This is a genomic window from Paraburkholderia nemoris, assembly GCF_905221015.1.
Classification (GTDB): Bacteria; Pseudomonadota; Gammaproteobacteria; order Burkholderiales; family Burkholderiaceae; genus Paraburkholderia; species Paraburkholderia nemoris.
In genome coordinates this window covers 157,345-181,920 of record NZ_CAJNBO010000016.1, presented here as the reverse complement: position 1 = coordinate 181,920, position 24,576 = coordinate 157,345, and the positions used below count along the sequence as shown (strand labels likewise).

Genomic DNA, 24,576 nt, shown 5'->3' with positions numbered 1-24,576 from the left:
GTGGGCGCTGCACAAACCTGTGGCTCAGGTGGCTAGTGCGGCAGGTAGGTCTCAAGGAGTCGAAAACATGTAAGCGCTTCGAACATGTTTCCCGGCACGACGTTTCCATACGCCGCGAGGGCGCAATGTCCGCTACTCGCCCTTGTCAATGCAAAGACAATTTACCAAATTTTTGACCGTGTGCCTCATTCGCAACGACGCTACGCGGATTGACCCGCTGGCTGGGCATGGACATGGATGAGCTAAGTTAAGTTGCCATTCTAAGTCCAACCATGGACATGACGGCCATTCGACGGAAGGCTTTATCCCATGGACGTTTTTGGCGTGTCCATGGGGTGCTATGAAACCCTTGGAGTGTGACGGTAATGCGCCGCACTGGGAAATCGAAGCTGCAGTTCTGCAGCGCCGCGCGCACGCGCTCGCGGCTTTCGCGCACTTCCAGATCCGGAAGGCCGACGATCGAAAAAGAGGGTAATCCGTTCGCGAGGTGGACCTCGACGGTTACTTCGGGCGCGCGGCCAGAGGCCGGCGCGCGACTGCGCACCACGGCAAGCGACATGTTTTCTCCCGTCGGACCGCGCGCCCTGGGCGCGCGCAAGTCCCCTAAAACGCTGATGACGTCACGGCTCGCTTGCCAGTGATGTGCAGCACTACGCAGCTAAAGCGCTGCGAGCCAGGCTTCAGGGTGTCGGCGTTGTGACCGGCAGCTTCTGTTCGAGCTCGGCGACGCGGCGCTCCAGTTCCTCGAGGCGCGCGCGGGTGCGCACCAGCACCTGGGTCTGCGTATCGAATTCCTCACGCGTAACCAGGTCGAGCTTGGAGAAGCCTTGCGAGAGCATGGCTTTCACGTTGCGTTCGACATCCTTGGCCGGCGAGTTCTTGAACAGCTCGCTCATGCGGGCCTGAAAATCGTTAAAGACATCGTTCGGTTGTTTCATGGTGTTCCCCTTAATGCACAAAAAATGTGCATGTTTCATTGCGCCTGTGCTTTGTCACGTTGAATGGGCCGTCTTGGTGCATGGCTTGTTGCCTGCCGCTGCCGTATGAGCCCGTTTGGTGCGCGCTCAAACGTTAAAAGCCTTCGAACACTCTAGCAACGATCCATACGCCGCGCCACCGGTCCCCGCCAACGTTGGCCATCCGGCCAGGGCCGCTTGCACCCCTTCTGCAGCATGCCCCGGACGAAGTCTGACACAACATGGCATGCGAGTTGCTGTTACTGCCCCGCGCGCACTGCCGGGTGCTTTTTACCGGCAGCGGAACGAGACCACGCGAACGGGTTACAGGGTACGCAAACAGGGTTACGCAACGGGTTACGCAACTTAGCGAGGGATTTCATGAAACTCATTACCGCAATCATCAAGCCGTTCAAGCTCGATGAGGCGCGCGAAGCCTTGTCGGCCATCGGCGTCTCAGGCATCACGGTGACGGAAGTCAAAGGCTTCGGTCGTCAGAAGGGCCACACGGAACTGTATCGGGGCGCTGAATACGTCGTCGATTTCCTGCCGAAGGTGAAGATCGAGGCCGCGGTCTCGGACGACATCGTCGACCAGGCGATCGAGGCGCTCGAACGCGCGGCACGCACAGGCAAGATCGGCGACGGCAAGATTTTTGTCACGCCGATCGAGCAAGTGATTCGGATTCGCACCGGGGAGACCGGCGCGGACGCTCTGTAATACCAAAAGATAGCGACACAGATAGCGACAAGAGGAAACGAAGATGCGCAAATTATTGATGTCCATGCTGATGGCCGGTTCGCTGCTCGCGGGCGGTATCGGCGCCGCCCTCGCGGACGACGCTTCCGCCCCTGCAGCCGCCTCGGCGCCTGCTGCTTCCGATACGACGGCGAGTGCGCCGGCGCCTGACGCCTCGGCAGCACCCGCTGCCGCCGCGGCTTCGGCACCGGCCGCTGATGCGTCCGCCGCACCGGCTGCCAGCGCCGCCGCAGCCGCGCCGGCAGCATCGGACGCCGCACCTGCCGCCCCGACCGCGCCGTTCTCGGTCGATTCGTCGAAGATCAATTCGGGCGACACCGCCTGGATGCTGACCTCCACCGCGCTCGTCCTGTTCATGACGATCCCGGGCCTGGCGCTGTTCTACGGCGGCATGGTCCGCAAGAAGAGCGTGCTCGCGATCCTGATGCAAAGCTTCGCGATCACCTGCCTGGTGTCGATCATCTGGGTCATCGTGGGCTACAGCCTCGCGTTCACGCCGGGTAACTCGTTCATTGGCGGCTTCTCGCGCTTCTTCATGGCGGGCATGAACTACATCAAGGGCGACAAGGCCACGACGCTGACCGTCAGCCACCTCGCGCCGACGATCCCGGAAACGGTCTACGTCGTCTATCAGATGACGTTCGCGATCATTACCCCGGCACTGATCACGGGCGCGTTTGCGGACCGTATGAAGTTCTCGGCAATGCTCGTGTTCATGACGCTGTGGTCGATCATCGTCTACTCGCCGATCGCACACATGGTCTGGGAACCGACCGGCTGGCTGGCTAGCGCGGGCATCCTCGACTTCGCGGGCGGCACGGTGGTGCACATCAACGCCGGTATCGCGGCGCTGGTCTGTGCTCTGGTGCTCGGCAAGCGCGTCGGCTACGGCAAGGAAGCGATGGCCCCGCACAACCTGACGCTCACGCTGATCGGTGGCGCCATGCTGTGGGTAGGCTGGTTCGGCTTCAACGCGGGTTCGGCAGTGGCAGCAGACGGCCGTGCCGGTTTCGCGATGTTCGCAACGCAAGTGGCAACCGCAGCAGCAGCACTCGCATGGATGTTCGCCGAATGGGCAACCAAGGGTAAGCCGTCGGTACTCGGTATCGTGTCGGGCGCCGTGGCAGGTCTGGTGGCGATTACGCCGGCTTCGGGCTTCGTCGGTATGGCGGGTTCGCTGGTGATCGGTATCGCGGCAGGCGTGATCTGCTTCTGGTCGGCAACGTGGCTCAAGCACAAGCTCGGTTACGACGACTCGCTCGACGCGTTCGGCGTGCACTGCATCGGCGGTATCGTGGGTGCAATCCTGACCGGCGTGTTCGCGGTCAAGGACATCGGCGGCGCGGACGGCAGCGTCATCCTGCAAGCCAAGGGCGTGCTGACGACGCTGGTCTACAGCGGTGTGGTGAGCTACATCCTGCTGAAGGTGATTGACATGGTGATGGGCCTGCGCGTGACGGAAGAAGAAGAACGCGAAGGTCTGGACGTGAGCCTGCACGGCGAACACGTCGAATAAGGATTCCCCCGCAAGTCTCAGGACTTGCGGATCAGAATCAAGCGCAGCGACTTTGGCCCGCCTTTATGGCGGGCTTTTTTCTTGCCGGCTATCTTGGTAACAGCAGTTTTCCCCGCCTATCATGGCGATAGCGAGAATGCATTCGCATCCGCTTGCGAATGGAGAAAGCGTCCCCAAATGGACAAAGCATTTGCTCTACAATCTTTTTTCTCCAGTCTGCGAGTGATCAATGGTTCCGCACCTAGTTACGGCGTTAAACGGCCCGCTGCTCGATCTCGAGCGGAAGATCCTCGACGCTACCCCCGCCATCGAACGCTGGTTCCGGCTCGAATGGCAGGAGCACACGCCGCCGTTCTACTGTTCAGTCGACCTGCGTAACGCGGGGTTCAAGCTCGCGCCGGTCGATACCAATCTGTTTCCCGGCGCATTCAACAATCTGCCGCAGGAAGTGCTGCCGCTCGCCGTGCAGGCCGCGATGGCGTCGATCGAAAAGATCTGCCCGGATGCTAAGAATCTGCTGGTGATCCCCGAGCGTCATACGCGCAACGCGTTTTATCTGGAGAATGTCGCCCGTCTGGCCGCGATCATGCGCCAGGCCGGCTTGAACGTGCGATTCGGCACGCTCGACGAAAGCATCGTCGGGCCGGTCACGATTGCCCTGTCCGACGGCCAGAAGCTCGTGCTCGAGCCGCTCGAACGCACGCCGCGGCGCCTCGGCCTGAAGAATTTCGACCCGTGCTCGATTCTGCTGAACAATGACCTGTCAGGCGGCATTCCGCCCGTGCTGGAAAATCTGCACGAGCAGTATCTGCTGCCGCCGCTGCATGCCGGCTGGGCGGTTCGCCGTAAATCGACGCATTTCTCCTGTTATGACGACGTCGCGAAGAAGTTTGCGAAGATGGTCGAGATCGATCCGTGGATGATCAATCCGTACTTCGCGCACGTTGAAGGCGTCGATTTCCAGGAGCGCACCGGTGAGGAAGCGCTGGCGGATGCGATCGACGGTGTCCTGAAGAAAATCGCGAGGAAGTATCGCGAGTACGGCATTTCCGAGAAACCGTATGTTGTCATCAAGTCGGATGCGGGCACTTATGGCATGGGCGTGATGACCGTGCACGACGCCTCGGAAGTGGCCGCGCTCACCAAGCGCGAACGCGCCAAGATGGCCGCCACCAAAGACGGCCTCGAAGTGCATGACGTGATCGTGCAGGAAGGCGTGTACACCTTCGAGCGGATCGGCGAAGAAGTCGCCGAGCCGGTCGTGTACATGATCGACCGTTACGTGGTGGGCGGCTTCTACCGCGTGCACGGCAGCCGCGAGCGCGATCAGAACCTGAACGCACCCGGCATGCACTTCGTGCCGCTCGGCTTCGAGCATACGGCCCTGCCGGATGCGCACGCCAAGCCCGGCGCGGCGGTGCCGAACCGCTTCTATATGTACGGCGTGGTGGCGCGGCTCGGGTTGCTGGCCGCATCGGTCGAACTGGAAAAGACCGATCCGGAAGCAATTCAGGTTTAAGCCTCGCGAGATGGTCGATGGCGGCATGCGTGCCGCCATCGTCATTTTCAGCGACTATATTGACGATCAATGCCAAGCCCTAAGGGCGCACCGGAATCCTCATGGACATTCTTTTCATTGCCGATCCGCTCACGCAGTTCAAGATCTACAAAGATTCCACCTACGCGATGATGGCGGAAGCCGCACGCCGCGGTCACACGCTCTACACGTGTGAGCCGAAACATCTGGCGTGGACCGGCGGCGACGTCGAGGCGAACGTGCAGCGCTTTGCGATTACCGGCGACGTGACCGACCTGCATCGCGACACGTGGTACGCCGCTGAAGCGGCCACGCCGAAATCGCTGAAGAGTTTCAGTGCGGTCGTGATGCGCAAAGACCCGCCGTTCGACATGGAATACGTGACGTCGACGTGGTTGCTGGAAATCGCCGAACGCGGCGGCGCGCGCATTTTCAACAAGCCGCAGGCGATTCGCGATCATTCGGAAAAGCTGGCGATCGGCGAGTTCGCGCAGTTCGTCGCGCCGACTCTGGTGACGCGCGACGCCGCCCGTTTGCGCGCCTTTCACGAAGAACACGGCGATGTGATCCTGAAGCCGCTCGACGGTATGGGTGGCATGGGCGTGTTCCGCGTGAAGGCCGACGGCATGAATCTCGGCTCGATCATCGAGATGCTGAGCCACGACGGCGCGCGCTCGGTGATGGCGCAAAAGTTCATCCCCGAGATCAAGGAGGGCGACAAGCGCATTCTCCTGATTGGCGGCGAAGCGGTGCCGTTTTCGCTCGCGCGGATTCCTCAGGGCAATGAAGTGCGCGGCAACCTCGCGGCGGGTGGACTGGGCGTGGCGCGCCCGCTGACCGATCACGATCGCAAGATCGCCGACACGCTTGCGCCGGCGCTCGCCGCGCGCGGCCTGTTGCTGGTCGGGCTGGATGCGATCGGCGACTGGCTCACCGAGGTGAACGTGACGAGCCCGACGTGTTTCCGCGAGATCATGGATCAGACCGGCTTCGATGTCGCCGCGATGTTCATCGACGCATTGGAGCGAGCGGCCGCTTGAGGCGCAGCCCTTGAATGGCTGCCAAGGCCCCCAAACTGTGTAGTAAATGCGCATCAAGCAAAACACCGGCTTTGGCGGGAAAATGAGCCTGATACAATGCCCGCTCTTCCGCGCCAAGCCGAGTGGAAGGTGTCTGTCAGACGCCACTGGTATGGATTGCGGACTGTGAACGAGCTGTTTCCCGCCTGTGCCTTGGCGATATCAGGCACCGCGGGCCGCTCGTCGGGTGATGCGTTCCGGCCCTCACGACCCACGGCCAGTCGAGGGCGCTTACGAACCGGGTTTCGTCCCGGTCCACGGTTCGGGGCCGTTCTTTTGCAGTAAGGCTGACATGGCAGGCATTCTGATCATTGCGCACGCTCCGTTCGCCACCGCGTTGCGCGATTGTATTTCGCACATCTACGGTGGCTTGCCGGCTCGCATCGGCGTGATCGATGTATCGCCGGATTGCGATCCCGCACAGCAGGTCGCGTTCGCGCATTCGGAAATCGAGCGGCTCAAGGAAGAAAACGGCGCACTCGTGCTCACCGACATGTTCGGCGCCACGCCGGCGAATATCGCCGGGCGGCTCGCTTCGGTGCCGAACGTTCGTGTGCTGTGCGGCGTCAATCTGCCGATGCTGGTGCGTGCGGTCTGTTATCGCGCAACGCCGCTCGACACGCTGGTCGACAAAGCGCTCGCCGGGGCTACCAAGGGCGTGCACGCAATCGGGCCCGCCACGCCGGCGCCGGTTGCGCCGTCTGCGGAGTCCGGTGACTGTTTGCCCGCTTTGCCGCCAGAGGCCGCCGCCGCTGACTGTTTGCAAGCGTTGCCGGCCGAGGCCGACCTGACGCAGAAAGCCGGCTCGACCGGGTTGTAAGCGGATCTCACGGCTTTAAACGATTGCGATTGGGTCGCGCCCAATCGCAGCTGGTTTGCAGTTTCACCTTTCACTACAACACTTACCCGCGCTTCGGACCATCACATGCTGCAACAGGAAACGACTATTGTGAACAAGCTGGGGCTGCACGCGCGCGCGTCGGCCAAGTTGACGCAACTCGCGGGCAACTACCAGGCGGAAATCTGGATGAGCCGCAATGGCCGCCGTATCAATGCCAAGAGCATCATGGGTGTGATGATGCTGGCCGCGGGTATAGGCAGCACGGTGCTGATCGAAACAGAAGGCACCGACGAAAAGGAAGCCATGGACGCATTGTTGAAACTGATTGCTGATAAATTCGGCGAAGGTCAGTGAATTCACGCGTTACCGTTGCCTGAAGCAAAATGCCGCGGCTGTCCGCGGCATTTTTTTTAGCGCGAGACAATCTCAGCTTGAGAAGCGCTTGCCCGCGGCGCGCAGGGGTTCGCGTTGCCGGAACGCAAGCTCGTCGAAGGCGCATTGTTGTGGTCGGTTACGGTATTTCGTGCTGCGCTGCACACAGACCTAACGTATCTACAACGGGCGTGGAATTTATAATGGCCAGCAGAGTCTGAGAGCATTGCAGCGGTTTGCCGCGGCATCACACAACTAGAGGAGGTGCGCGTGTCCTTCACGCTGCATGGAATTCCCGTGTCACGCGGTATCGCCATCGGGCGGGCCTATCTGATCGCCCCGGCTGCACTTGACGTAGACCACTATTTGATCGAACCCGCCCAGATCGAGGGCGAGATCGAGCGCTTCCGCACGGCCCAGCAACATGTGCATTACGAGCTCGACACGTTGCGCGCCGATCTCGCGGCAGACGCGCCGAGCGAAATGGGCGCGTTCATCAACGTTCATTCAATGATCCTGAACGATGCAATGCTCGTGCAGGAAACCATCGACCTGATCCGTACGCGCCGTTACAACGTGGAGTGGGCGCTGACCGAACAACTCGAGCGCCTGTCGCGCCATTTCGACGATATCGAAGACGAATACCTGCGCGAACGCAAAGCCGACATCGAACAGGTGGTGGAGCGCGTGCTGAAGGCGCTCGCCGGCGCGTCGGTGGCGCTGGTGGACAGCGTGCACGGGACCTGCGACGAGATGATCGTGGTCGCGCATGACATCGCGCCGGCCGACATGATGCAGTTCAAGACGCAAACGTTTCAGGGCTTCGTCACCGATCTCGGCGGACGGACTTCGCATACGGCGATTGTCGCGCGCAGCCTCGGCATTCCGGCCGCGGTCGGCGTGCAGCATGCGAGCCAGTTGATCCGGCAAGACGACCTGATCATTGTCGACGGTGATCACGGCATCGTGATCGTCGATCCCGCACCGATCGTGCTGGAAGAATACTCGTACCGTCAGAGCGAAAAAGAGTTGGAGCAGCGCAAGCTGCAACGGCTGAAGTTTTCGCCCACACAAACACTCTGCGGCACACGCATCGAGCTATGCGCGAACATCGAGTTGCCGGAGGACGCGCGCGCGGCGGTCGATTCGGGCGCAACCGGGGTGGGCCTGTTCCGCACCGAGTTCCTGTTCATGAATCACAAGCACCAGTTGCCGGAAGAGGAAGAGCAGTTTGCGGCCTATCGTCGCGCCGTCGAGTTGATGAACGGCTTGCCGGTGACGATCCGTACGATCGACGTCGGCGCCGACAAGCCGCTCGATTCGATGGCCGGGGGTGACGGCTACGAAACCGCGCCGAACCCCGCCCTGGGTCTCAGAGCGATTCGCTGGAGCCTCTCGGAACCGCAGATGTTCCTGACACAACTGCGCGCGATTCTCCGTGCGTCGGCGTTCGGCAAGGTGAAGATTCTGATTCCGATGCTCGCGCACGCGCAGGAGATCGATCAGACGCTCGATCTGATTCGCGAGGCCAAGCGTCAGCTGGACGATGCCGGTATTGCCTACGATCCGAACGTGCAGGTCGGCGCGATGATCGAGATTCCGGCTGCCGCGATTGCATTGCCGTTGTTTCTCAAGCGGCTGGATTTCCTGTCGATCGGCACCAACGATCTGATCCAGTACACGCTGGCGATCGATCGCGCGGACAACTCGGTCGCGCATCTGTACGACCCGCTGCATCCGGCGGTGCTGCATCTGATCGCCTTCACGCTGCGCGAGGCGAAGCGCGCGGGGGTGCCGGTGTCGGTGTGCGGCGAGATGGCGGGCGACCCGGCGTTGACGCGTCTGTTGCTCGGCATGGGCCTCACTGAGTTCTCGATGCATCCGAGCCAGTTACTGGTGGTCAAACAGGAAGTCCTGCGCTCGCATCTGAAGACGCTCGAGAAGCCGGTGGCCGACGTGCTGGCTTCGTTCGAACCGGAAGAGGTGCAGGCGGCGCTCAAGCGCGTGGTGTTGGCTTGAAACTGACAACCGGATTGGTGGGTTCAAATGAAAAACGCCGCACATGTGTGTGGCGTTTTCCTTTTAGTGTCTTGCTTGCGTGGGCTCAGACCTGATGCCGTTGTCCACATACCGGGCAATCCGGCTGACGCGCAATGCGCATCGTGTTCCATTCCATTCGCAGCGAATCGAGCATCGTGAGACGGCCCACCAGCGGCGTGCCGATTCCGCCGATCACCTTTAGCGCTTCAGCCGCTTGCATCGAACCGATGATGCCGACCGTGGGCGCGAATACGCCCATGGTTGAACACGCGACTTCCTCGAACGGCTGATCCTCAGGAAACACGCACGCATAGCAGGGCGACGCGGCGTCGCGGAAATCGAAGGTGCTGATCTGGCCGTCGAACCGCAAGGCCGCGCCTGAGACCAGCGGTACGCCATGCTTCACGCTGGCGCGATTGATCGCGTGGCGCGTCGCGAAGTTATCCGTGCAATCGAGCACGACCGTGGCGTGCGGCACCTCGCGCTCGAGCCATGCATCGTCGACGCGTTCGGCCACCGCGTTTACCACCACCTCAGGATTGATCTGGGCGATCGCATCGCGCCCGGACTCCACCTTCTTGCGCCCGACCGACGCCGTCACATGCAAAATCTGCCGCTGCAGATTGGTCAGGTCGACCGTATCCGCATCGACCAGCGTCAGACGGCCGACGCCTGCCGCCGCCAGATACATCGCTGCCGGCGAACCCAGACCGCCCGCACCGACGATGATCGCGTGCGCGTCGATAAAGCGCTGCTGCGCCTCGATGCCGATTTCGTCGACGAGGATGTGGCGGGAATAGCGGAGGAGTTGATCGTCATTCATGGCGGGGCGCGTGGAGTGTCGCGCAATGAGATGCAGGACCGATGGCCTGCCATGCGCGGTTTCGTTATTTTAATCGCGCCGGGGAGCGGGTGTTCTTGCTGGTGCCGGGTATTACAACCGTACTGCCACGTGTCTTCGCAGCACGTTCCGCTGCGAAGACACGTTGGGTTTGCTGCTTAGTTGCTTTGCGTAGCAGGCGCCGAGGCCGGGACCGATGCGCCCGGTACCGGTTGCGTCGGCTTCACCGCGACCGGCGCGGAGGCCGATGCTGCCGGCTTGTTCTGCGCGAGACGCCGCTCGGTCAGCGACTTCGATTCCTGCACCGGCTTGCCTTCCAGCTTGTTCAATGCCTGCGTCAGCATGAAGTCGTCGGTCGAACCGAACTCGACCGGCTTGCGCTCACGATCCTTCTGACGCTGTTCCGGCGTCTTCTTGTCGTTCTGCTCTTCAAGCTGGCGCAACTGGTCCATGCGTTCCTGTTCGCGCTGTTCCGCTTCCTTCTTCTCGTTCGGATCCTGCGTGTTCGCAAGGTGGTTCGAGTAGTCGACTTCGCGGGTCACCAGTGCATCGTCCGGATCGCCTTCCGCGTATTGATCAACCGCGATGTCAGGACGGATGCCCTTATTCTGGATCGAACGGCCGCTCGGCGTGTAGTAGTACGCCGTGGTCAGACGCAGTGCCGTGTCGGCCGTCATAGGACGGACGGTTTGCACCGAGCCCTTGCCGAACGTGGTCTTGCCGACGATCAGCGCACGATGCTGATCCTGCAGCGCGCCCGCGACGATTTCCGAAGCCGATGCCGAGTAGGCGTTGGTCAGCACGATCATCGGCACCGTCTTGAAGATCGGTGCTTCGTCTTTCAGCGGATCGCTGTCGAACGATTGCAGGCGGTAGTTATCGTACGTGTCGCGATAGACCTGCTTCGAATCCGGAATCTGGCCGTTGGTGGACACGACAACCGAATTCGGCGGCAGGAACGCGCCGGCCACGCCGACCGCGCTTTGCAGCAGACCGCCGCCGTTATTGCGCAGGTCGAGCACGAGACCCTTCAGGTTCGTCTGTTGACGGGCGATGTCTTGCAGCTTCGCAGCCAGATCAGGCGTGGTGCGTTCCTGGAAGCTGGTGATGCGGACATACGCGTAGCCCGGCGCCAGGATCTTCATCTTGACCGACTGGACCTTGATGATTGCGCGCGTCACCGTGAGCGGGAACGTACGGTCGTCGGTCTTGCGGAAGATGGTCAGTGTGACCTTGGTGCCCGGGTCGCCGCGCATCTGCTTGACGGCCTGGTCGAGCGTCATGCCGCGCACCGGCTTGTCATTAATGCGGGTGATCAGGTCGCCCGGACGGATGCCGGCGCGGAATGCGGGCGTGTCTTCAATCGGCGAGATCACCTTGATCAGGCCGTCTTCCGACGAAATTTCGATGCCGAGACCCGCGAAGCGACCCTTGGTCTGCTCCTGCAGCTCTTCGTAATCGGTCTTGTCGAGATACGACGAGTGCGGGTCGAGGCTCGACACCATGCCCTTGATCGCGGCGGTGAGGAGTTTTTTATCGTCCACCGGTTCGACGTACTCATGCTTGATTTGCCCGAAAACTTCGGCAAAGAGCCGGAGTTGGTCCAGCGGCAACGGTGCGACGGCGCTCGAGGCGGCGCTGGCGGGTTGCTGGGCCGAGGCGGAGAGTTGCAGGGTGGCAAATGCGCCGGTAGCAAGGCCCGCGGCAATCAGGCCGATATTTTTCAGGTTCTTTCGCATAGAGTCTGTTGCGGTCGGGAGCGCGTGGCAGCGTCGATAGAGATGGGGACGGACAAGTATAACTGCACACCCGTCCAGTCAGTGCGCAGCGCAGGCAATCGTGATTCGACAGCGCCGGCGGGCCCTGGTTCGTGACTCGGCGCTCGCGACGCCGAAGTAATGTGCAGTAACCGCAAGATGGCAGTGGGATGGCGCAATTGACAGCCGGCAGGCAGCGTATGCCGGTAGGTCTTGCTGATGGGACGGGCCGTTTGCCGGGGCCCCGCTGCAAATTTCCACTACAGACGGGGGCCGCGGCGGCGGGTGGCCCCGGTTAGCCCGCCTTGCCCTGCTTGGCCACAGCGGCCTGGGCCTTCGCAATCGCGTCCTGGTCGCCCAGATAGTAGTGCTTGATCGGCTTCAGGTTTTCGTCGAGTTCATAGACGAGCGGCACGCCGTTCGGGATATTCAGGCCGACGATGTCGTCGTCCGAAATGTTGTCGAGGTACTTCACCATGGCGCGGATCGAGTTGCCGTGCGCGGCGATCACGACCTTGCGGCCCGACTTGATGGCCGGCGCAATCGACTCGTTCCACAGCGGCAAAACGCGCGCGACGGTGTCTTTCAGGCACTCGGTGAGCGGCAATTGCTCGCGCGGCACCTTGGCGTAGCGCGGATCGTTGTAGGGCGCGCGTTCGTCCGACGGATCGAGCGCCGGCGGCGGCGTGTCGTAGCTGCGGCGCCAGACCAGCACCTGTTCGTCGCCGAACTTGGCGGCGGTTTCCGCCTTGTTCAGACCCGACAGTGCGCCGTAGTGGCGCTCGTTCAGGCGCCACGAATGCACGACCGGCAGGTACATCAGATCCATCTGGTCCTGCACGTGCCACAGGGTGCGGATCGCGCGCTTGAGCACCGACGTGTAGGCGATATCGAACGAATAGCCCGATTCCTTCAGCAGCACGCCGGCTTGCTGCGCTTCACGATTGCCCTGTTCGGTGAGGTCGACGTCGACCCAGCCCGTGAAGCGGTTTTCCTTGTTCCACGTCGATTCGCCGTGGCGGATGAGAACGAGTTTGTACATGAGATTGCCGGTCGGTAGTAAGGAAGCGGTAAAGCGCTGCGAGGGTCCTCTAGAGGAGCGCCGCCATCGCGTCAGACGGTTATTTTATAATGGGTGGATTGCCCTTTTCGATTTCTCTCTTTTTCGGCGGATTTTCCGTGAAGTTTTTCACTGATTACACAAACCTTGTACTGATCGCAATCGTCCTCATCTCCGGTGGGTTGCTGCTGTGGCCGACGATCAGCCGGCGCGGCCGCGGGGGCCTGTCGGCCGCTGAAGCCACCCAACTGATCAACCGGCGCAATGCGGCGGTCATCGATCTGCGTCCGTCCGCTGACTTTGCCAAGGGCCATCTGCCCGCGGCACGGCACCTTGAATTTGCAGAGCTGCAGGCGAAAGTCGCGCAACTCGTGAAGAACAAGAGCAACCCGGTACTGCTGGTATGCCAGACCGGCCAGCAGTCGAACAAGGCAGCGCGTATCGTGCAGGATGCGGGTTACGCCGAAGTCCATGTTCTCGAAGGCGGTGTCGACGCCTGGCAGAAAGCCGGCATGCCGGTTGTGAAACAAGGAGCAGCCAAGTGAACAAAGTCATCATGTACAGCACCCAGGTGTGCCCGTATTGCCAGATGGCCGAACGTCTTTTAAAGTCGCGCGGCGTCGAGCACGTTGAAAAGGTACTGATCGACAAGGACCCGGCCCGTCGTGAAGAAATGATGACCCGGACCGGTCGCCGCACAGTGCCGCAGGTGTTCATCGGCGAGACGCATGTCGGTGGGTACGATGATCTGTCCGCGCTCGATCGCGCGGGCGGTTTGATGCCTCTGCTCGAACCTGCCTGAACGAAGCTGCCTGACTTGTGCGCCGGCCGGCGCGTGAGTGGGGCAGGTGAAATACAAGTCGGCGCGTGCGGGCCCTTCAAGGACAACCTCGAGGGCCGGCGATGCGCCGCAACGATCTGGCGGCCCGTGAGTCATGGGCCGCCGCCATGCATACCTATCAGGGAATCACTCAATCATGTCCGACGAGAATAACCAGCCGTTCTTCAACATCCAGCGCATCTACCTGAAGGACATGTCGCTCGAGCAGCCGAATTCGCCGGGCATCTTCCTCGAGCAGGAAATGCCGTCGGTCGAAGTGGAAGTCGACGTGAAGGCCGAGCGCCTCGCCGACACCGTGTTCGAAATCCTCGTGACGGGCACGGTCACGGCCAAGGTGTCGGACAAGGTTGCGTTCCTGATCGAAGCCAAGCAAGCCGGCATTTTCGACATCCGCAACATTCCGGCTGAACAGATCGATCCGCTGGTCGGCATTGCCTGCCCGACGATCCTGTTCCCGTACCTGCGCTCGAACATCGCTGACGCGATCACCCGCGCGGGCTTCCCGCCGATCCACCTCGCCGAGATCAACTTCCAGGCGCTGTACGAGCAACGTCTCGCGCAAATGGGCGGCCAGGAAGGCGCGGCGCAAAACGGCGTCACGCATTAAACGCGTCCGTTCGGTGCCGGCTATGAAGGTTGCTGTCCTCGGCGCCGGCGCATGGGGCACAGCCCTCGCCGGCCATCTGGCCGCACGGCACGACACGGTGCTGTGGGCGCGTGAACCCGCGCTCATCGCCGATCTGTTCGCCTCGCACGAAAACGCCCGTTATCTGGCGGGCGTTGCGTTGCCGGCGTCCCTTCGCTATGAAGCCGATCTGAACGCAGCGCTCGACCACGCGCTCGCCGACGATGCGTTATGCGTCGTGGCGACGCCCGTCGCCGGGCTGCGGGGTTTGTTCCGGGCGATGCACGACGCGGGCAAAGTGCCGGCGCATGTGGTGTGGTTGTGCAAAGGTTTCGAAGCCGACTCGCAGTTGTTGCCGCATCAGGTGGTCGCGGCTGAATTGCCGGGGCATGGCAGTAACGGCGTGCTGTCGGGTCCGAGTTTCGCTCGTGAAGTCGGGCAGGGCTTGCCGGTCGCGTTGACGATCGCGAGCACGTCGCCGACATGCCGGGAGCGCACGGTTGCCGCGTTCCATCATGGCGCCATGCGCATCTATACCGGCGACGATATCGTCGGCGTGGAAGTGGGCGGCGCGGTGAAGAACGTGCTGGCGATTGCCACGGGTATCGCCGATGGCCTTGGCCTCGGTCTCAACGCACGCGCGGCGTTGATTACACGTGGTCTCGCTGAAATGTCGCGCCTCGGCGTGACGCTCGGCGGGCGGGCGGAGACGTTCACCGGTTTGACCGGGCTGGGCGATCTGATCCTGACCGCCACGGGCGATCTTTCGCGCAATCGCACGGTCGGCGTGCAGCTGGCCGCAGGCCGTACGCTCGACGACATCCTCGGCGGGCTCGGTCACGTGGCCGAAGGCGTGCGTTGTGCGCAAGCTGTGTTGGCAATCGCTCGCGCTCATGCGATCGAGATGCCGATCACGCAGGCGGTCTGTGCCGTGCTGTTCGACGGCGTAGCGCCCCGCGACGCCGTCAGCGCCTTGCTGCGGCGCGATTCGAAAGCAGAATAAGTCTTGTCTTTCAGCCGTTTGGTGCGAAAAGCGCTGAACGGCTGCCCACCATCGCTGTCCACGTTTTATCGACGCTTCGGACCAGCGAGGTTCTCATGCCCAGTTTTAACAATTGCACGCTAGAAGCGCGCGTGGTCGACATCACGACACTCGCCGTGGATGCGATCGTCAATGCTGCGAATACTTCGTTGCTAGGCGGAGGCGGTGTGGATGGCGCGATTCACCGCGCGGCCGGCAAGGAATTGCTGCGTGAGTGCGAAACGCTCGGCGGCTGCGCCACGGGTGACGCGAAAATCACCCGTGGCCACCAGTTACCGGCCAAACACGTGATCCATGCGGTCGGCCCGGTCTGGCAGGGCGGTGCGCGCGGCGAGGCGGACCTGCTTGCCTCCTGTTATCAACGCTCGCTCGAAGTCGCGCATCAAGCGCGCTGCACGAGCATTGCATTTCCCGCGATTAGTTGCGGTATCTACCATTTTCCTGCCAACGAAGCCGTGCAGATCGCCGTGGGCGCTGTGCTTGAAACTTTGCCACGCACCCTGACAATCGAGCACGTGGTGTTCGCCTGTTTCGACGAAGGCATGCTCGCGCGTTACGAAGCCGAATTGAAGCGCCGTCAGGCGCCGCCGTCGAAGCCGGTCTGACGCCACGCTTCGAACACGACCACAGCGACCGTATTCGAGAGATTCAGACTCCGATTGCCCGGCCGCATCGGCAGACGCACGCGTTGTTCATTGGCGAATTGATCGAGCACGGTGTCAGGCAGGCCGCGCGTTTCGGCGCCGAACACGAACCAGTCGCCGGATTGAAACGCATGCTCGTGAAACCGGCCCGAGCCACGGGTGGTGAAGGCGAACATCCGCGCCGGATCGGGCGTTTCCTTGGCGACGAATGCTGCCCAATCGGCATGCACGTTCATCTGCGCGTACTCGTGATAGTCGAGACCGGCGCGGCGCAACTTGGCGTCGTCGAGCGGAAAGCCGAGCGGCTCGATCAGATGCAGCCGTGCGCCGGTGTTGGCGCACAGGCGGATGACGTTGCCGGTGTTCGGCGGGATTTCGGGTTCGACGAGAACGACATTGAACATGATGGCTTCTGATAGAGACTAGTTTTTCGGTGTACGCAGCGCGACGAAGTTGGTGACGCGCCGCGCACCGGCAGCTTTGAGCGTACGCGCCAGCGCTTCGAGTGTCGCGCCGGTCGTCATGACATCGTCGACGATGCCGACATGCAGACCTTGCACCGGTTTGGCGACTTTGAAGGCGCGGCCCACGTTCAGGCGGCGCGCGTCCAGGTCGAGCCGCGATTGCGGCGCGGTGTGAATCACGCGATGCAGCAAGGTGGCGTCGCTGCGCACATTCAGCGCGCGGGCCAAGGGCCTCGCAATCTGCCAGGCCTGGTTGTAGCCGCGCTCAGTAAGACGTTTGTTGGCCAGCGGCACGGGCGCGAGCACATCGGGTTTTTCAGCCGCGTCCACCCATGAGTCCCCCGCGAGGCGCGCAAGGCGCCGCGCAAACTCGCGCGCCAGCATTAGCCGGGCGCGGAATTTCAGCCCGAGCGCCAAGGCGTCGAGCGGCTGGCGGTAATCGGCAAGAGCGAAGGTTGCCTCGAACGGCGGCGGCTCGCCGATGCAATCCGCACAGCGATATCGCGCGTGGCTCGCCCAGCGCGTTCCGGACAAAGGGACCGCGCACATCGTGCAGCGCAATCTGGCTTCGTTCCAGTACGCCTCGTCACAACCAGCACACAGCGTTTTATGCGACAAATTGCCGCACAGTGCGCACAGGTTCGGCAACGCAGCGTGCATCACATGCGGCCACGCCGAATATAAGCCGCGCGTGAAGCGTGCAAAAAGTGCGTTCGAGCTGCCGGGAGACGAGGAATTTTCTCGGAGTGACATGATTGGACCGCCCGCAAAGGCCTTTCACGCTGAATGGACGGAAGCGAACGAGTATACTTCGTGCTCTACGCCAGTACGACACCCATGCCCCCAACTACGTCTCAATCTGGCCGTCCGGCCTATGATTCCCGGCGCCTCCGGCAGATTTTCGACCGCCGTGCGGCGACCTTCGACCAGGTCGCGTTCCTGCCGCGCGAAATCGCGCAGCGCATGCGCGAACGGCTCGACTACATCAAGGTTGCGCCTTCGAGCGTGCTCGACGCCGGTTGCGGTGCGGGCGAAGACATCCCGGGATTGCGCGAACGCTTCCCCGAGGCGCCGGTGTTCGGCACCGATCTGTCGCACGGAATGCTTAGCCGCGCGCTGCATCACGATTCCGGCGACACGAGCTGGCGGCGCTTTCTGCCGGCCACGCTCGGTAAGGCGCTCGGCGCCCGCGGTCCGCGTTTCGCGCAGGCCGACTTCTCGGCGCTGCCGTTCGCAGCCGGCGCCTTCGAATTCATCTGGTCCAATCTCGCTCTCCACTGGCACTCGCGGCCCGATCTCGTGTTTCCCGAGTGGCAACGCGTGCTGAAGGTGAACGGCCTGCTGATGTTCAGCACGCTCGGTCCCGATTCGCTGAAGGAATTGCGCGGCGCTTACGCCGAGGTCGAGGCTGCGCATGGCGTCCCGTCGCGCAAGCATGTGATCGACTTTGTCGACATGCATGACCTCGGGGACATGCTGGTCGAGAGCGGCTTCGAGATTCCGGTGATGGACCAGGAAACACTCACTATTACGTATAAGTCGCCCGAGTCGCTGCTCGCGGATGTGCGCCGCTGGGGCGCCTATCCGTTCGAGCGCGAGGCCACCTCGAATGCCGTCGCGCGTAGGCTGCACAAGGCTTTGCTGGCAGCGCTCGAGGCCCGCCGGCGCGCCGACGGCACGATCGCGCTGACCTTCGAAGTGATCTACGGCCACGCCTGGAAAGCCGTGCCGCGCACCACGGCCGAAGGGCATGGGATCGTGCGGCTCGAGGATATCGGACGGGGTTCGTCGAGGAATCGGTGAGGAATCAACGAAGCGGTAAAGAGGACATCTGTTATGTCTGAAATTACCGCTTCAAAAGACGCGCGAAAGCTGCGTCAAAACGGCGCGGAGGCTTGTCGCACCGGGCTTGTGAGCCGATTGAGGCTTGCTTGTGGATGCCATGGATCGCGCCTATAATGCGTCAGTTTGTCGCCCGGAGTTCCCACATTTGGGGCGGCAGGCCCGAGGCATAGGGCTGCAACATGAAGTGACGCGGCAGTAATCAAGTGGCTGGATTCTGCGGTCGCAAGCAATGGCCGCAGGCGGTGATCGGTGACGGTCGGCGGGAGGCAGCGGTGGAAGCATCAGATCTGCTGGCGGATTCAGAACCAGTTCTCAAAGACTGGACGATGAAGCGCAACTGTTCGATATCACCGCGGCAGTTTGTATGTTTCTACGTGTCGCTTGCGTTGTTCTCGTTGGCAATTGCTTTCATGCTGGTTCTGGTCGGCGCCTGGCTGGTGTTGCCGTTCACCGGTATTGAATTGCTGGCGGTGGGCATCGCGTTTGCCATATATGCGCGTCATGCTGTCGATTACGAGCGCGTCCGGCTGTTTCAGAACCGGCTCGTGATCGAGCAGGTCAGCGCCGAGCGGCTCACGCAGTTCGAATTCAATCCGCGCTGGGTGCGGATCGAACCGGGCGCAACGCCGCGTGACCAGATCAAACTGGTCTCGCGCGGACAGACGATCATGATCGGGCAACATCTCGCGCAGTATCGGCGCGCGCAGTTCGCAGGCGAATTGCGCATGTGGCTCACGCGTTGTTAGACGTGTTGAGACGCGCGGCGTTCACGGGGAGCGCGAGACAGCCTGCCAGCGGGGTCGAGGGTTTGAATGGAAATTTTGGGTAAGGAAGCTATGAAAACAATCAAGCGAGCCCTCATGGGCGTGCTGGCGATGAGCGGACTGCTTTTCGCCGGTGCGGCCCTGGCAGTGGGCGATGTTCCGGGCGGCCCTGCCGTCAACGAGATCAATCTCCAGCCGCCGGCGACGAAAATCGCTGAGGAGCTCTACAGCCTCCACACGTTCATGCTGATCCTGTGCACGGTGATCTTCATCGGCGTGTTCGCAGTGATGTTCTATTCGATGTTTGCGCACCGCAAATCGAAGGGCCATAAGGCTTCCCATTTCCACGAAAGCACTACCGTCGAAATCATCTGGACGATCGTGCCGTTCGTGATCGTCGTGCTGATGGCGCTCCCCGCCACCAAGACCGTCGTCGCGATGAAAGACACCACGAACGCCGACGTCACCATCAAGGTCACGGGCTATCAGTGGAAGTGGGGCTACGACTACGTGAAGGGTCCGGGTGAGGGCATCAGCTTCCTGTCCACGCTGGCCACGCCGCGTGCGCAAACCGATGGCCGCGAACCGATTTCCACCACGTACCTGCAGGAAGTCGACAATCCGCTCGTCGTCCCGGTCGACAAGAAAATCCGCATCATCACTACCGCGAACGACGTGGTCCACTCCTGGTACGTGCCGGCTTTCGGCGTGAAGCAGGATGCGATTCCGGGCTTTGTGCGCGACACGTGGTTCAAGGCTGACAAGACTGGCACCTTCCGCGGCTTCTGTACGGAACTGTGCGGCAAAGAACACGCGTTCATGCCGGTGGTGGTCGAAGTGCTGTCCGCAGACGACTACGCGAAGTGGGTCGATACGCAGAAGAAGAAAATGGCCGCCGGCCAGGACGATCCGAACAAGACCTACACCATGGCTGAGCTGATGGAGCGCGGCGGCAAGGTGTACGCGGCGAACTGCGCGGTCTGCCATCAGCCGACCGGCAAGGGTGCAGGTGCATTCCCGGCGCTGGACGGCAGCAAGATCGCCAACGGCCCGATCGCCGAGCACGTGAGCCTGGTGCTGAAGGGCAAGAACGCGATGCCGTCGTGGGCGCCGACGCTGAACGACGTCGAAATCGCTTCGGTCATCACGTACGAACGTAATTCGTGGGGCAACCACACCGGCGACATTCTCCAGCCGAAGCAGATTCTGGACGCCCGTAACGGCAAGCTGCCGGAAGGTGGCGATCATCTGGCCAGCGCAGGCGCAGCAGCCAGCGGCGCAGAAGCAGCTTCGGGCGCAACGTCTGCCTCTGGTGCAGAAGCCGCTTCGGCCGCCTCGGACACCACGGCTGCACTCCCGGCAAGCATCTACTTCGACACCGGCAAGAGCACGCTGCCGGCCGACGCGAAAGCAGCGGTCGACGCGGCCGCGGCCTACGCGAAAGCGCACCCGGACGCCAAGTTCACGCTGTCGGGCTTCACCGACGCCACCGGCTCTGCCGAAGTCAACGCGAAGCTCGCGAAGACCCGTGCCGAAGCCGTGCGCGACGCGCTGAAAGCAGCCGGCATTGCCGAAGACCACATTATTTTGAAGAAGCCGGAAACGATCACGGGCGGCGGCGACGCGAAAGAAGCCCGGCGTGTCCAGATCAGCCCGGCTGCCTGACGTGTTCATGGTCAGCACCGCAGTATTCGCATTAGGAGATTGTCATGTCTAGCATCGGACACGATGTAACCGCGGGCCACGAGCACGTGCACGGCGACCATGCCCACGAAACGCCGCATGGCTGGCGTCGTTGGCTGTTCGCAACCAATCACAAGGACATCGGTACGCTGTACCTGATCTTCTCGTTCACCATGTTCCTCTCCGGGGGCGTGATGGCGCTGATGATCCGTGCCGAACTGTTCGAGCCGGGTCTGCAGATCATGCGCCCCGAGTTCTTCAACCAGTTGACCACCATGCACGGCCTGATCATGGTGTTCGGCGCGATCATGCCGGCCTTCGTCGGCTTCGCGAACTGGATGGTGCCGCTGCAGATCGGCGCATCGGACATGGCTTTCGCACGGATGAACAACTTCAGCTTCTGGCTGCTGCCGGTGGCTGCAGTGTTGCTGGTCGGTTCGTTCTTCGCACCGGGCGGCGCGACTGCCGCGGGCTGGACGCTGTACGCACCGTTGTCGACGCAGATGGGCCCGGGCATGGACTTCGCAATTTTCGCGGTCCACTTGATGGGTGCTTCGTCGATCATGGGCGGGATCAACATCGTTGTGACGATCCTGAACATGCGCGCACCTGGCCTCACGCTGATGAAGATGCCGATGTTCGTCTGGACGTGGCTGATCACCGCGTACCTGCTGATCGCCGTGATGCCGGTTCTGGCAGGCGCGATCACCATGGTGCTGTTCGATCGCCACTTCGGCACGTCGTTCTTCAACGCGGCAGGCGGCGGCGACCCGGTGATGTACCAGCACATCTTCTGGTTCTTCGGGCACCCCGAGGTGTACATCATGATCTTGCCGGCGTTCGGGATCGTGTCGCAGGTGATCCCGGCCTTCTCGCGCAAGCCGCTGTTCGGCTATAGCTCGATGGTGTACGCAACCTCGTCGATCGCGATTCTGTCGTTCATGGTCTGGGCGCACCACATGTTCGCAACGGGCATGCCGGTGACGGGCCAGCTGTTCTTCATGTACGCGACGATGCTGATCGCCGTGCCGACGGGTGTGAAAGTGTTCAATTGGGTCGCGACGATGTGGCGCGGTTCGCTGTCCTTCGAAACGCCTATGCTGTTCGCGGTCGGCTTCCTGCTGGTGTTCACGTTTGGCGGTCTGTCGGGTCTGATGCTCGCTATGGCGCCGCTCGACATCCAGTATCACGGTACCTATTTTGTTGTGGCCCACTTCCACTACGTTCTAGTGGCGGGTTCGCTCTTCGCGCTGTTCTCCGGGTGGTACTACTGGGCGCCGAAGTGGACCGGCTGGATGTACAACGAAACGCGCGGCAAGATCCACTTCTGGGCGTCGATGTTCTTCTTCAACCTCGCGTTCCTGCCGATGCACTTCGTCGGTCTCGCAGGTATGCCGCGTCGTTATGCTGACTACCCGGCACAGTTCACGGACTGGAACCAGGTCATCTCGATCGGCGCCTTTGGCTTCGGTCTGGCACAGGTCTACTTCCTGTTCGCGGTTGCACTGCCGGCCTACCGTGGCGGCGGCGAACTCGAAAAGGCTGGCGACAAGCCGTGGGACGGCGCAACGGGCCTCGAATGGACCGTGCCGAGCCCGGCTCCGTTCCACACGTTCGAAAACCCGCCGACGGTCGAGTAATCGGCGTTCAGCGAGCTTGCCGGTTCTGGCGGCGTGGTGTCAGTCGCCGCCCGAACCGGGCAGCCATGCGAGCAGTGGTGGCACCCTGTAGTGACGAAAGTATTCAGAAAGTCGAGCATGACGCGCAATCCTCAAGAAAGACGTACGCCCGAGCAGGTTCGCGCGGGCAACCGGCGGATCGGTATCGTGATGTTTGTCATCGCCGCGGCTTTTTTTGCGAGCGTCATCATTCATCAGAAGTGGTTCACCTGACGCGGTACGCGGGTGTTCGAGTCTGTGTGCAGGATTGTTGAGGATTGAGATGTCGACGCAACCGCCGGCTCACGCCGATCGCTCTTTTAACCGTTCGATGTTGATCAAGCTGTTCATCGTCGCGTTGATGATGTTCGGTTTTGGTTTTGCGCTGGTGCCGATGTACCGCGCGATCTGCCAGATCACCGGCATCAACAACCTCGTGCAGCGTGACGCCACGGTGCGTGAGGCGAAGAATACGCAGGTCGACATGAGCCGCACGATTTCGATCGAATTCGATGCGAACGCGCGCGGCCCGCTGGGTTTCAAGCCGGAGCAACGTAGTCTCGACGTGCATCCGGGCGAAGTGACGACAGTGATGTACGAGGTCAGCAACGAACAGGCGCGCACGATACAGGCGCAAGCCATTCCGAGCTATGCGCCGAAGCAGGCAACCGAGTACTTCAAGAAGATCGAGTGTTTTTGCTTTACGCAGCAGACGTTGACTGCGAACCAGACGAAGCGGTTGCCGGTGGTGTTCGTCGTCGACCCGAAGTTGCCGAAGGATGTGAAAACGATCACGTTGTCGTACACGTTCTTTGAGTTGAATACGCCGGCAGCGGCGACGGCCGGGAGCGCAGCACCCACGGCCAACACGGCGGCAACCACCGCCAACCCCGCCTGACGGCACTGGCCACAGGCGAAGGAAGAAGACGTTAATGAGCGATAACCGCGGCAGCCCACGCAAGAGCAGTTTCGGCCAGTCGATGAAAGCCGTGTTCTGGTCGTTTTTCGGGGTGCGCAAGCGTCGTGATCTGGAAGCGGACGCAACGCAGTTGAACCCGCTGCATGTGCTTGCAGCAGCGCTGATCAGCGTAGCCATCCTGATCGGGGTGCTGATCCTGATCGTGCACGCCGTAGTGGGTTGAGCCGGCAGGCACACAAGTCGTACCGGGCGAAGCAGAGCCCACGAATTAGAGAGAAGCGGTGCGGTATCGACGCGCCGCCGAAGATACAGCCGGAGATTCCGGAACAACTGGACTGAAGTGGAGAATCAAGAATGAGCGGTCAAAACGAGAGCCCGTACTATTTCGTACCGCATCCGTCGCGGCATCCGATCAGCGCCGCCGCTGGGTTGCTGGTCATGCTCGGATCGCTTGCGGCCTGGATCAACGACCACGACTGGGCGCCGCTCGGCGTCGTCGTCGGGTTGCTGTGGTTGCTCTATACCTTGTGGCACTGGTTCGGCGACGCGATCGCAGAGTCGGAAGGCGGCATGTACGGCAAGAATGTCGACAAGTCGTACCGCTGGAGCATGAGCTGGTTCATCTTCTCCGAAGTGATGTTCTTCGGCGCTTTCTTCGGCGCGCTGTTCTATGCACGTGAAATCGCGCTGCATCAGCTCGGCAGCCTCGACTACAAGCTGATCTGGCCGGATTTCTCGGCGGTGTGGCCGAACAACGGTCCAGCAGCGCTGGTCTCGACTTTCAAGTCGATGCAGCCGTGGCCGGTGCCGACCATCAACACGGCGCTGCTGCTGTCTTCCGGCGCGACGCTGACGGTTTCGCACCACGCGCTGCGTGAAGATCACCGCAAGAAGGCGATCATCTGGCTGGCGGCTACGCTGGTGCTGGGCGTCTGCTTCCTGTTCCTGCAAGGCTTCGAGTATTTCCACGCGTATAACGAACTGAACCTGACGCTGGCTTCGGGTGTGTATGGTTCGACGTTCTTCCTGCTGACGGGCTTCCACGGTTTCCACGTGTTCCTCGGCGGTACGATGCTGGCCGTGGTGCTGGTGCGGATGATTCGCGGCCACTTCACCGCGGAGCATCACTTCGCATTCGAAGGCGCCGCCTGGTACTGGCACTTTGTGGACGTCGTGTGGCTTGGGCTGTACGTCGTCGTGTACTGGCTGTAACGCAGTCTGGCCTGCATACGTACTGAAAACCGAACGGTTTCCGGAACGTGTGCAGGCTGTTCGCGCTTCGCCCATCAAGGGCGCGGCGCACGACCAGTACGCAAGTCATGGAGCGCCGCCC

26 protein-coding genes and 1 pseudogene are annotated in these 24,576 nt (G+C 61.8%); 20 read left to right on the top strand and 7 right to left on the bottom strand.

From position 1 onward, the window contains the following. Positions 1-352: 352 nt before the first annotated feature. A pseudogene (locus KHO33_RS24755) lies at positions 353-559 on the bottom strand (magnesium chelatase domain-containing protein); the annotation flags it as partial. A gap of 121 nt (positions 560-680) precedes the next feature. Next, the gene (locus tag KHO33_RS24750) at positions 681-938 is read right to left on the bottom strand and encodes an accessory factor UbiK family protein (RefSeq protein WP_175051982.1); all 258 of its coding nucleotides are present in this window, start codon (positions 936-938) and stop codon (positions 681-683) included. Positions 939-1,337: 399 nt separating this feature from the next. On the opposite strand from KHO33_RS24750, the gene KHO33_RS24745 reads away from it, so the two are divergent. The 7 genes from KHO33_RS24745 to ptsP all read left to right on the top strand — a co-directional run bounded on the left by KHO33_RS24745 (position 1,338) and on the right by ptsP (position 9,079). Continuing rightward, the gene (locus tag KHO33_RS24745; protein ID WP_006048089.1) at positions 1,338-1,676 is read left to right on the top strand and encodes a P-II family nitrogen regulator; all 339 of its coding nucleotides are present in this window, start codon (positions 1,338-1,340) and stop codon (positions 1,674-1,676) included. Between the two features lie 43 nt (positions 1,677-1,719). Beyond that, positions 1,720-3,231: an ammonium transporter gene (locus KHO33_RS24740; protein ID WP_200563987.1), complete on the top strand. Its 1,512-nt coding sequence runs from the start codon at positions 1,720-1,722 to the stop codon at positions 3,229-3,231. 229 nt (positions 3,232-3,460) lie between these two features. Next, positions 3,461-4,750: a glutamate--cysteine ligase gene (gshA, locus tag KHO33_RS24735; protein ID WP_054035726.1), complete on the top strand. Its 1,290-nt coding sequence runs from the start codon at positions 3,461-3,463 to the stop codon at positions 4,748-4,750. A gap of 101 nt (positions 4,751-4,851) precedes the next feature. After that, positions 4,852-5,808: a glutathione synthase gene (gene gshB / locus KHO33_RS24730; RefSeq protein ID WP_054035728.1), complete on the top strand. Its 957-nt coding sequence runs from the start codon at positions 4,852-4,854 to the stop codon at positions 5,806-5,808. Positions 5,809-6,139: 331 nt separating this feature from the next. Further along, on the top strand, positions 6,140-6,667 hold the full coding sequence (locus KHO33_RS24725) for a PTS sugar transporter subunit IIA (RefSeq protein WP_054035731.1): 528 nt from the start codon (positions 6,140-6,142) through the stop codon (positions 6,665-6,667). A gap of 105 nt (positions 6,668-6,772) precedes the next feature. Beyond that, the gene (locus tag KHO33_RS24720; protein ID WP_054035732.1) at positions 6,773-7,042 is read left to right on the top strand and encodes an HPr family phosphocarrier protein; all 270 of its coding nucleotides are present in this window, start codon (positions 6,773-6,775) and stop codon (positions 7,040-7,042) included. 288 nt (positions 7,043-7,330) lie between these two features. Further along, positions 7,331-9,079, top strand: coding sequence for a phosphoenolpyruvate--protein phosphotransferase (gene ptsP, locus KHO33_RS24715; protein ID WP_200563985.1), 1,749 nt, complete (start codon positions 7,331-7,333; stop codon positions 9,077-9,079). An 85-nt stretch (positions 9,080-9,164) separates the two neighbouring features. Here ptsP and KHO33_RS24710 read toward each other — a convergent pair whose 3' ends face one another. The 3 genes from KHO33_RS24710 to gpmA all read right to left on the bottom strand — a co-directional run bounded on the left by KHO33_RS24710 (position 9,165) and on the right by gpmA (position 12,740). Next, entirely contained in the window at positions 9,165-9,923 is a 759-nt protein-coding gene (locus KHO33_RS24710) for a HesA/MoeB/ThiF family protein (protein ID WP_200563982.1), read from the bottom strand. Between the two features lie 176 nt (positions 9,924-10,099). Further along, on the bottom strand, positions 10,100-11,680 hold the full coding sequence (locus tag KHO33_RS24705) for a S41 family peptidase (protein WP_200563980.1): 1,581 nt from the start codon (positions 11,678-11,680) through the stop codon (positions 10,100-10,102). Positions 11,681-11,993: 313 nt separating this feature from the next. Further along, complete coding sequence (gene gpmA / locus KHO33_RS24700; RefSeq protein ID WP_054035739.1) at positions 11,994-12,740, bottom strand: 2,3-diphosphoglycerate-dependent phosphoglycerate mutase; 747 nt, start codon at positions 12,738-12,740, stop codon at positions 11,994-11,996. A gap of 137 nt (positions 12,741-12,877) precedes the next feature. On the opposite strand from gpmA, the gene KHO33_RS24695 reads away from it, so the two are divergent. The 5 genes from KHO33_RS24695 to KHO33_RS24675 all read left to right on the top strand — a co-directional run bounded on the left by KHO33_RS24695 (position 12,878) and on the right by KHO33_RS24675 (position 15,871). Continuing rightward, on the top strand, positions 12,878-13,303 hold the full coding sequence (locus KHO33_RS24695) for a rhodanese-like domain-containing protein (RefSeq protein WP_054035864.1): 426 nt from the start codon (positions 12,878-12,880) through the stop codon (positions 13,301-13,303). Next, positions 13,300-13,560 carry a glutaredoxin 3 gene (gene grxC / locus KHO33_RS24690; RefSeq protein ID WP_054035740.1) on the top strand — a complete coding sequence of 87 codons (261 nt, stop codon included), beginning with the start codon at positions 13,300-13,302 and terminating at the stop codon, positions 13,558-13,560. The genes KHO33_RS24695 and grxC overlap by 4 nt, the downstream gene beginning before the upstream one ends. A gap of 175 nt (positions 13,561-13,735) precedes the next feature. Beyond that, complete coding sequence (gene secB / locus KHO33_RS24685; protein WP_054035743.1) at positions 13,736-14,206, top strand: protein-export chaperone SecB; 471 nt, start codon at positions 13,736-13,738, stop codon at positions 14,204-14,206. 22 nt (positions 14,207-14,228) lie between these two features. After that, on the top strand, positions 14,229-15,227 hold the full coding sequence (locus tag KHO33_RS24680; RefSeq protein ID WP_200563977.1) for an NAD(P)H-dependent glycerol-3-phosphate dehydrogenase: 999 nt from the start codon (positions 14,229-14,231) through the stop codon (positions 15,225-15,227). A 95-nt stretch (positions 15,228-15,322) separates the two neighbouring features. Beyond that, positions 15,323-15,871 carry an O-acetyl-ADP-ribose deacetylase gene (locus KHO33_RS24675; RefSeq protein ID WP_200563975.1) on the top strand — a complete coding sequence of 183 codons (549 nt, stop codon included), beginning with the start codon at positions 15,323-15,325 and terminating at the stop codon, positions 15,869-15,871. On the opposite strand, the gene trmL is transcribed toward KHO33_RS24675, so the two are convergent. Further along, positions 15,844-16,314 carry a tRNA (uridine(34)/cytosine(34)/5-carboxymethylaminomethyluridine(34)-2'-O)-methyltransferase TrmL gene (gene trmL, locus KHO33_RS24670; protein WP_054035748.1) on the bottom strand — a complete coding sequence of 157 codons (471 nt, stop codon included), beginning with the start codon at positions 16,312-16,314 and terminating at the stop codon, positions 15,844-15,846. The genes KHO33_RS24675 and trmL overlap by 28 nt on opposite strands. Before the next feature lie 18 nt (positions 16,315-16,332). Then, complete coding sequence (locus KHO33_RS24665) at positions 16,333-17,127, bottom strand: ComF family protein (protein WP_407946195.1); 795 nt, start codon at positions 17,125-17,127, stop codon at positions 16,333-16,335. Between the two features lie 84 nt (positions 17,128-17,211). On the opposite strand from KHO33_RS24665, the gene KHO33_RS24660 reads away from it, so the two are divergent. The 8 genes from KHO33_RS24660 (at position 17,212) to KHO33_RS24625 (ending at position 24,455) form a co-directional block, all read left to right on the top strand. Continuing rightward, the gene (locus KHO33_RS24660) at positions 17,212-18,177 is read left to right on the top strand and encodes a methyltransferase domain-containing protein (RefSeq protein ID WP_200564240.1); all 966 of its coding nucleotides are present in this window, start codon (positions 17,212-17,214) and stop codon (positions 18,175-18,177) included. Positions 18,178-18,491: 314 nt separating this feature from the next. Beyond that, positions 18,492-18,965: a DUF2244 domain-containing protein gene (locus KHO33_RS24655; protein WP_063494650.1), complete on the top strand. Its 474-nt coding sequence runs from the start codon at positions 18,492-18,494 to the stop codon at positions 18,963-18,965. Between the two features lie 66 nt (positions 18,966-19,031). After that, positions 19,032-20,648 carry a cytochrome c oxidase subunit II gene (gene coxB, locus KHO33_RS24650; protein ID WP_054035753.1) on the top strand — a complete coding sequence of 539 codons (1,617 nt, stop codon included), beginning with the start codon at positions 19,032-19,034 and terminating at the stop codon, positions 20,646-20,648. Positions 20,649-20,692: 44 nt separating this feature from the next. Then, a complete protein-coding gene (gene ctaD / locus KHO33_RS24645; protein ID WP_054035755.1) occupies positions 20,693-22,306 on the top strand; it encodes a cytochrome c oxidase subunit I in 1,614 nt (537 codons plus the stop codon). Between the two features lie 117 nt (positions 22,307-22,423). Further along, entirely contained in the window at positions 22,424-22,558 is a 135-nt protein-coding gene (locus tag KHO33_RS24640) for a cytochrome oxidase small assembly protein (RefSeq protein WP_211607278.1), read from the top strand. Positions 22,559-22,607: 49 nt separating this feature from the next. Continuing rightward, complete coding sequence (locus KHO33_RS24635; RefSeq protein WP_054035757.1) at positions 22,608-23,222, top strand: cytochrome c oxidase assembly protein; 615 nt, start codon at positions 22,608-22,610, stop codon at positions 23,220-23,222. 34 nt (positions 23,223-23,256) lie between these two features. Then, the gene (locus KHO33_RS24630) at positions 23,257-23,466 is read left to right on the top strand and encodes a DUF2970 domain-containing protein (RefSeq protein WP_054035759.1); all 210 of its coding nucleotides are present in this window, start codon (positions 23,257-23,259) and stop codon (positions 23,464-23,466) included. 131 nt (positions 23,467-23,597) lie between these two features. After that, on the top strand, positions 23,598-24,455 hold the full coding sequence (locus KHO33_RS24625) for a cytochrome c oxidase subunit 3 (RefSeq protein WP_054035761.1): 858 nt from the start codon (positions 23,598-23,600) through the stop codon (positions 24,453-24,455). Positions 24,456-24,576 lie beyond the last annotated feature (121 nt).

Bases quoted from the DNA above. Each gene is read 5' to 3' on its own strand.
- KHO33_RS24725 (WP_054035731.1), top strand. From the start codon at position 6,140: ATGGCAGGCATTCTGATCATTGCGCACGCTCCGTTCGCCACCGCGTTG.
- KHO33_RS24750 (WP_175051982.1), bottom strand. From the start codon at position 938: ATGAAACAACCGAACGATGTCTTTAACGATTTTCAGGCCCGCATGAGC.
- gshB (WP_054035728.1), top strand. From the start codon at position 4,852: ATGGACATTCTTTTCATTGCCGATCCGCTCACGCAGTTCAAGATCTAC.
- KHO33_RS24665 (WP_407946195.1), bottom strand. From the start codon at position 17,127: ATGTCACTCCGAGAAAATTCCTCGTCTCCCGGCAGCTCGAACGCACTT.
- KHO33_RS24640 (WP_211607278.1), top strand. From the start codon at position 22,424: ATGACGCGCAATCCTCAAGAAAGACGTACGCCCGAGCAGGTTCGCGCG.
- KHO33_RS24745 (WP_006048089.1), top strand. From the start codon at position 1,338: ATGAAACTCATTACCGCAATCATCAAGCCGTTCAAGCTCGATGAGGCG.
- KHO33_RS24660 (WP_200564240.1), top strand. From the start codon at position 17,212: ATGCCCCCAACTACGTCTCAATCTGGCCGTCCGGCCTATGATTCCCGG.
- KHO33_RS24680 (WP_200563977.1), top strand. From the start codon at position 14,229: ATGAAGGTTGCTGTCCTCGGCGCCGGCGCATGGGGCACAGCCCTCGCC.
- gshA (WP_054035726.1), top strand. From the start codon at position 3,461: ATGGTTCCGCACCTAGTTACGGCGTTAAACGGCCCGCTGCTCGATCTC.
- coxB (WP_054035753.1), top strand. From the start codon at position 19,032: ATGGAAATTTTGGGTAAGGAAGCTATGAAAACAATCAAGCGAGCCCTC.
- KHO33_RS24635 (WP_054035757.1), top strand. From the start codon at position 22,608: ATGTCGACGCAACCGCCGGCTCACGCCGATCGCTCTTTTAACCGTTCG.
- gpmA (WP_054035739.1), bottom strand. From the start codon at position 12,740: ATGTACAAACTCGTTCTCATCCGCCACGGCGAATCGACGTGGAACAAG.
- ctaD (WP_054035755.1), top strand. From the start codon at position 20,693: ATGTCTAGCATCGGACACGATGTAACCGCGGGCCACGAGCACGTGCAC.
- secB (WP_054035743.1), top strand. From the start codon at position 13,736: ATGTCCGACGAGAATAACCAGCCGTTCTTCAACATCCAGCGCATCTAC.
- KHO33_RS24630 (WP_054035759.1), top strand. From the start codon at position 23,257: ATGAGCGATAACCGCGGCAGCCCACGCAAGAGCAGTTTCGGCCAGTCG.
- KHO33_RS24740 (WP_200563987.1), top strand. From the start codon at position 1,720: ATGCGCAAATTATTGATGTCCATGCTGATGGCCGGTTCGCTGCTCGCG.
- KHO33_RS24710 (WP_200563982.1), bottom strand. From the start codon at position 9,923: ATGAATGACGATCAACTCCTCCGCTATTCCCGCCACATCCTCGTCGAC.
- KHO33_RS24705 (WP_200563980.1), bottom strand. From the start codon at position 11,680: ATGCGAAAGAACCTGAAAAATATCGGCCTGATTGCCGCGGGCCTTGCT.
- KHO33_RS24675 (WP_200563975.1), top strand. From the start codon at position 15,323: ATGCCCAGTTTTAACAATTGCACGCTAGAAGCGCGCGTGGTCGACATC.
- KHO33_RS24720 (WP_054035732.1), top strand. From the start codon at position 6,773: ATGCTGCAACAGGAAACGACTATTGTGAACAAGCTGGGGCTGCACGCG.
- trmL (WP_054035748.1), bottom strand. From the start codon at position 16,314: ATGTTCAATGTCGTTCTCGTCGAACCCGAAATCCCGCCGAACACCGGC.
- KHO33_RS24625 (WP_054035761.1), top strand. From the start codon at position 23,598: ATGAGCGGTCAAAACGAGAGCCCGTACTATTTCGTACCGCATCCGTCG.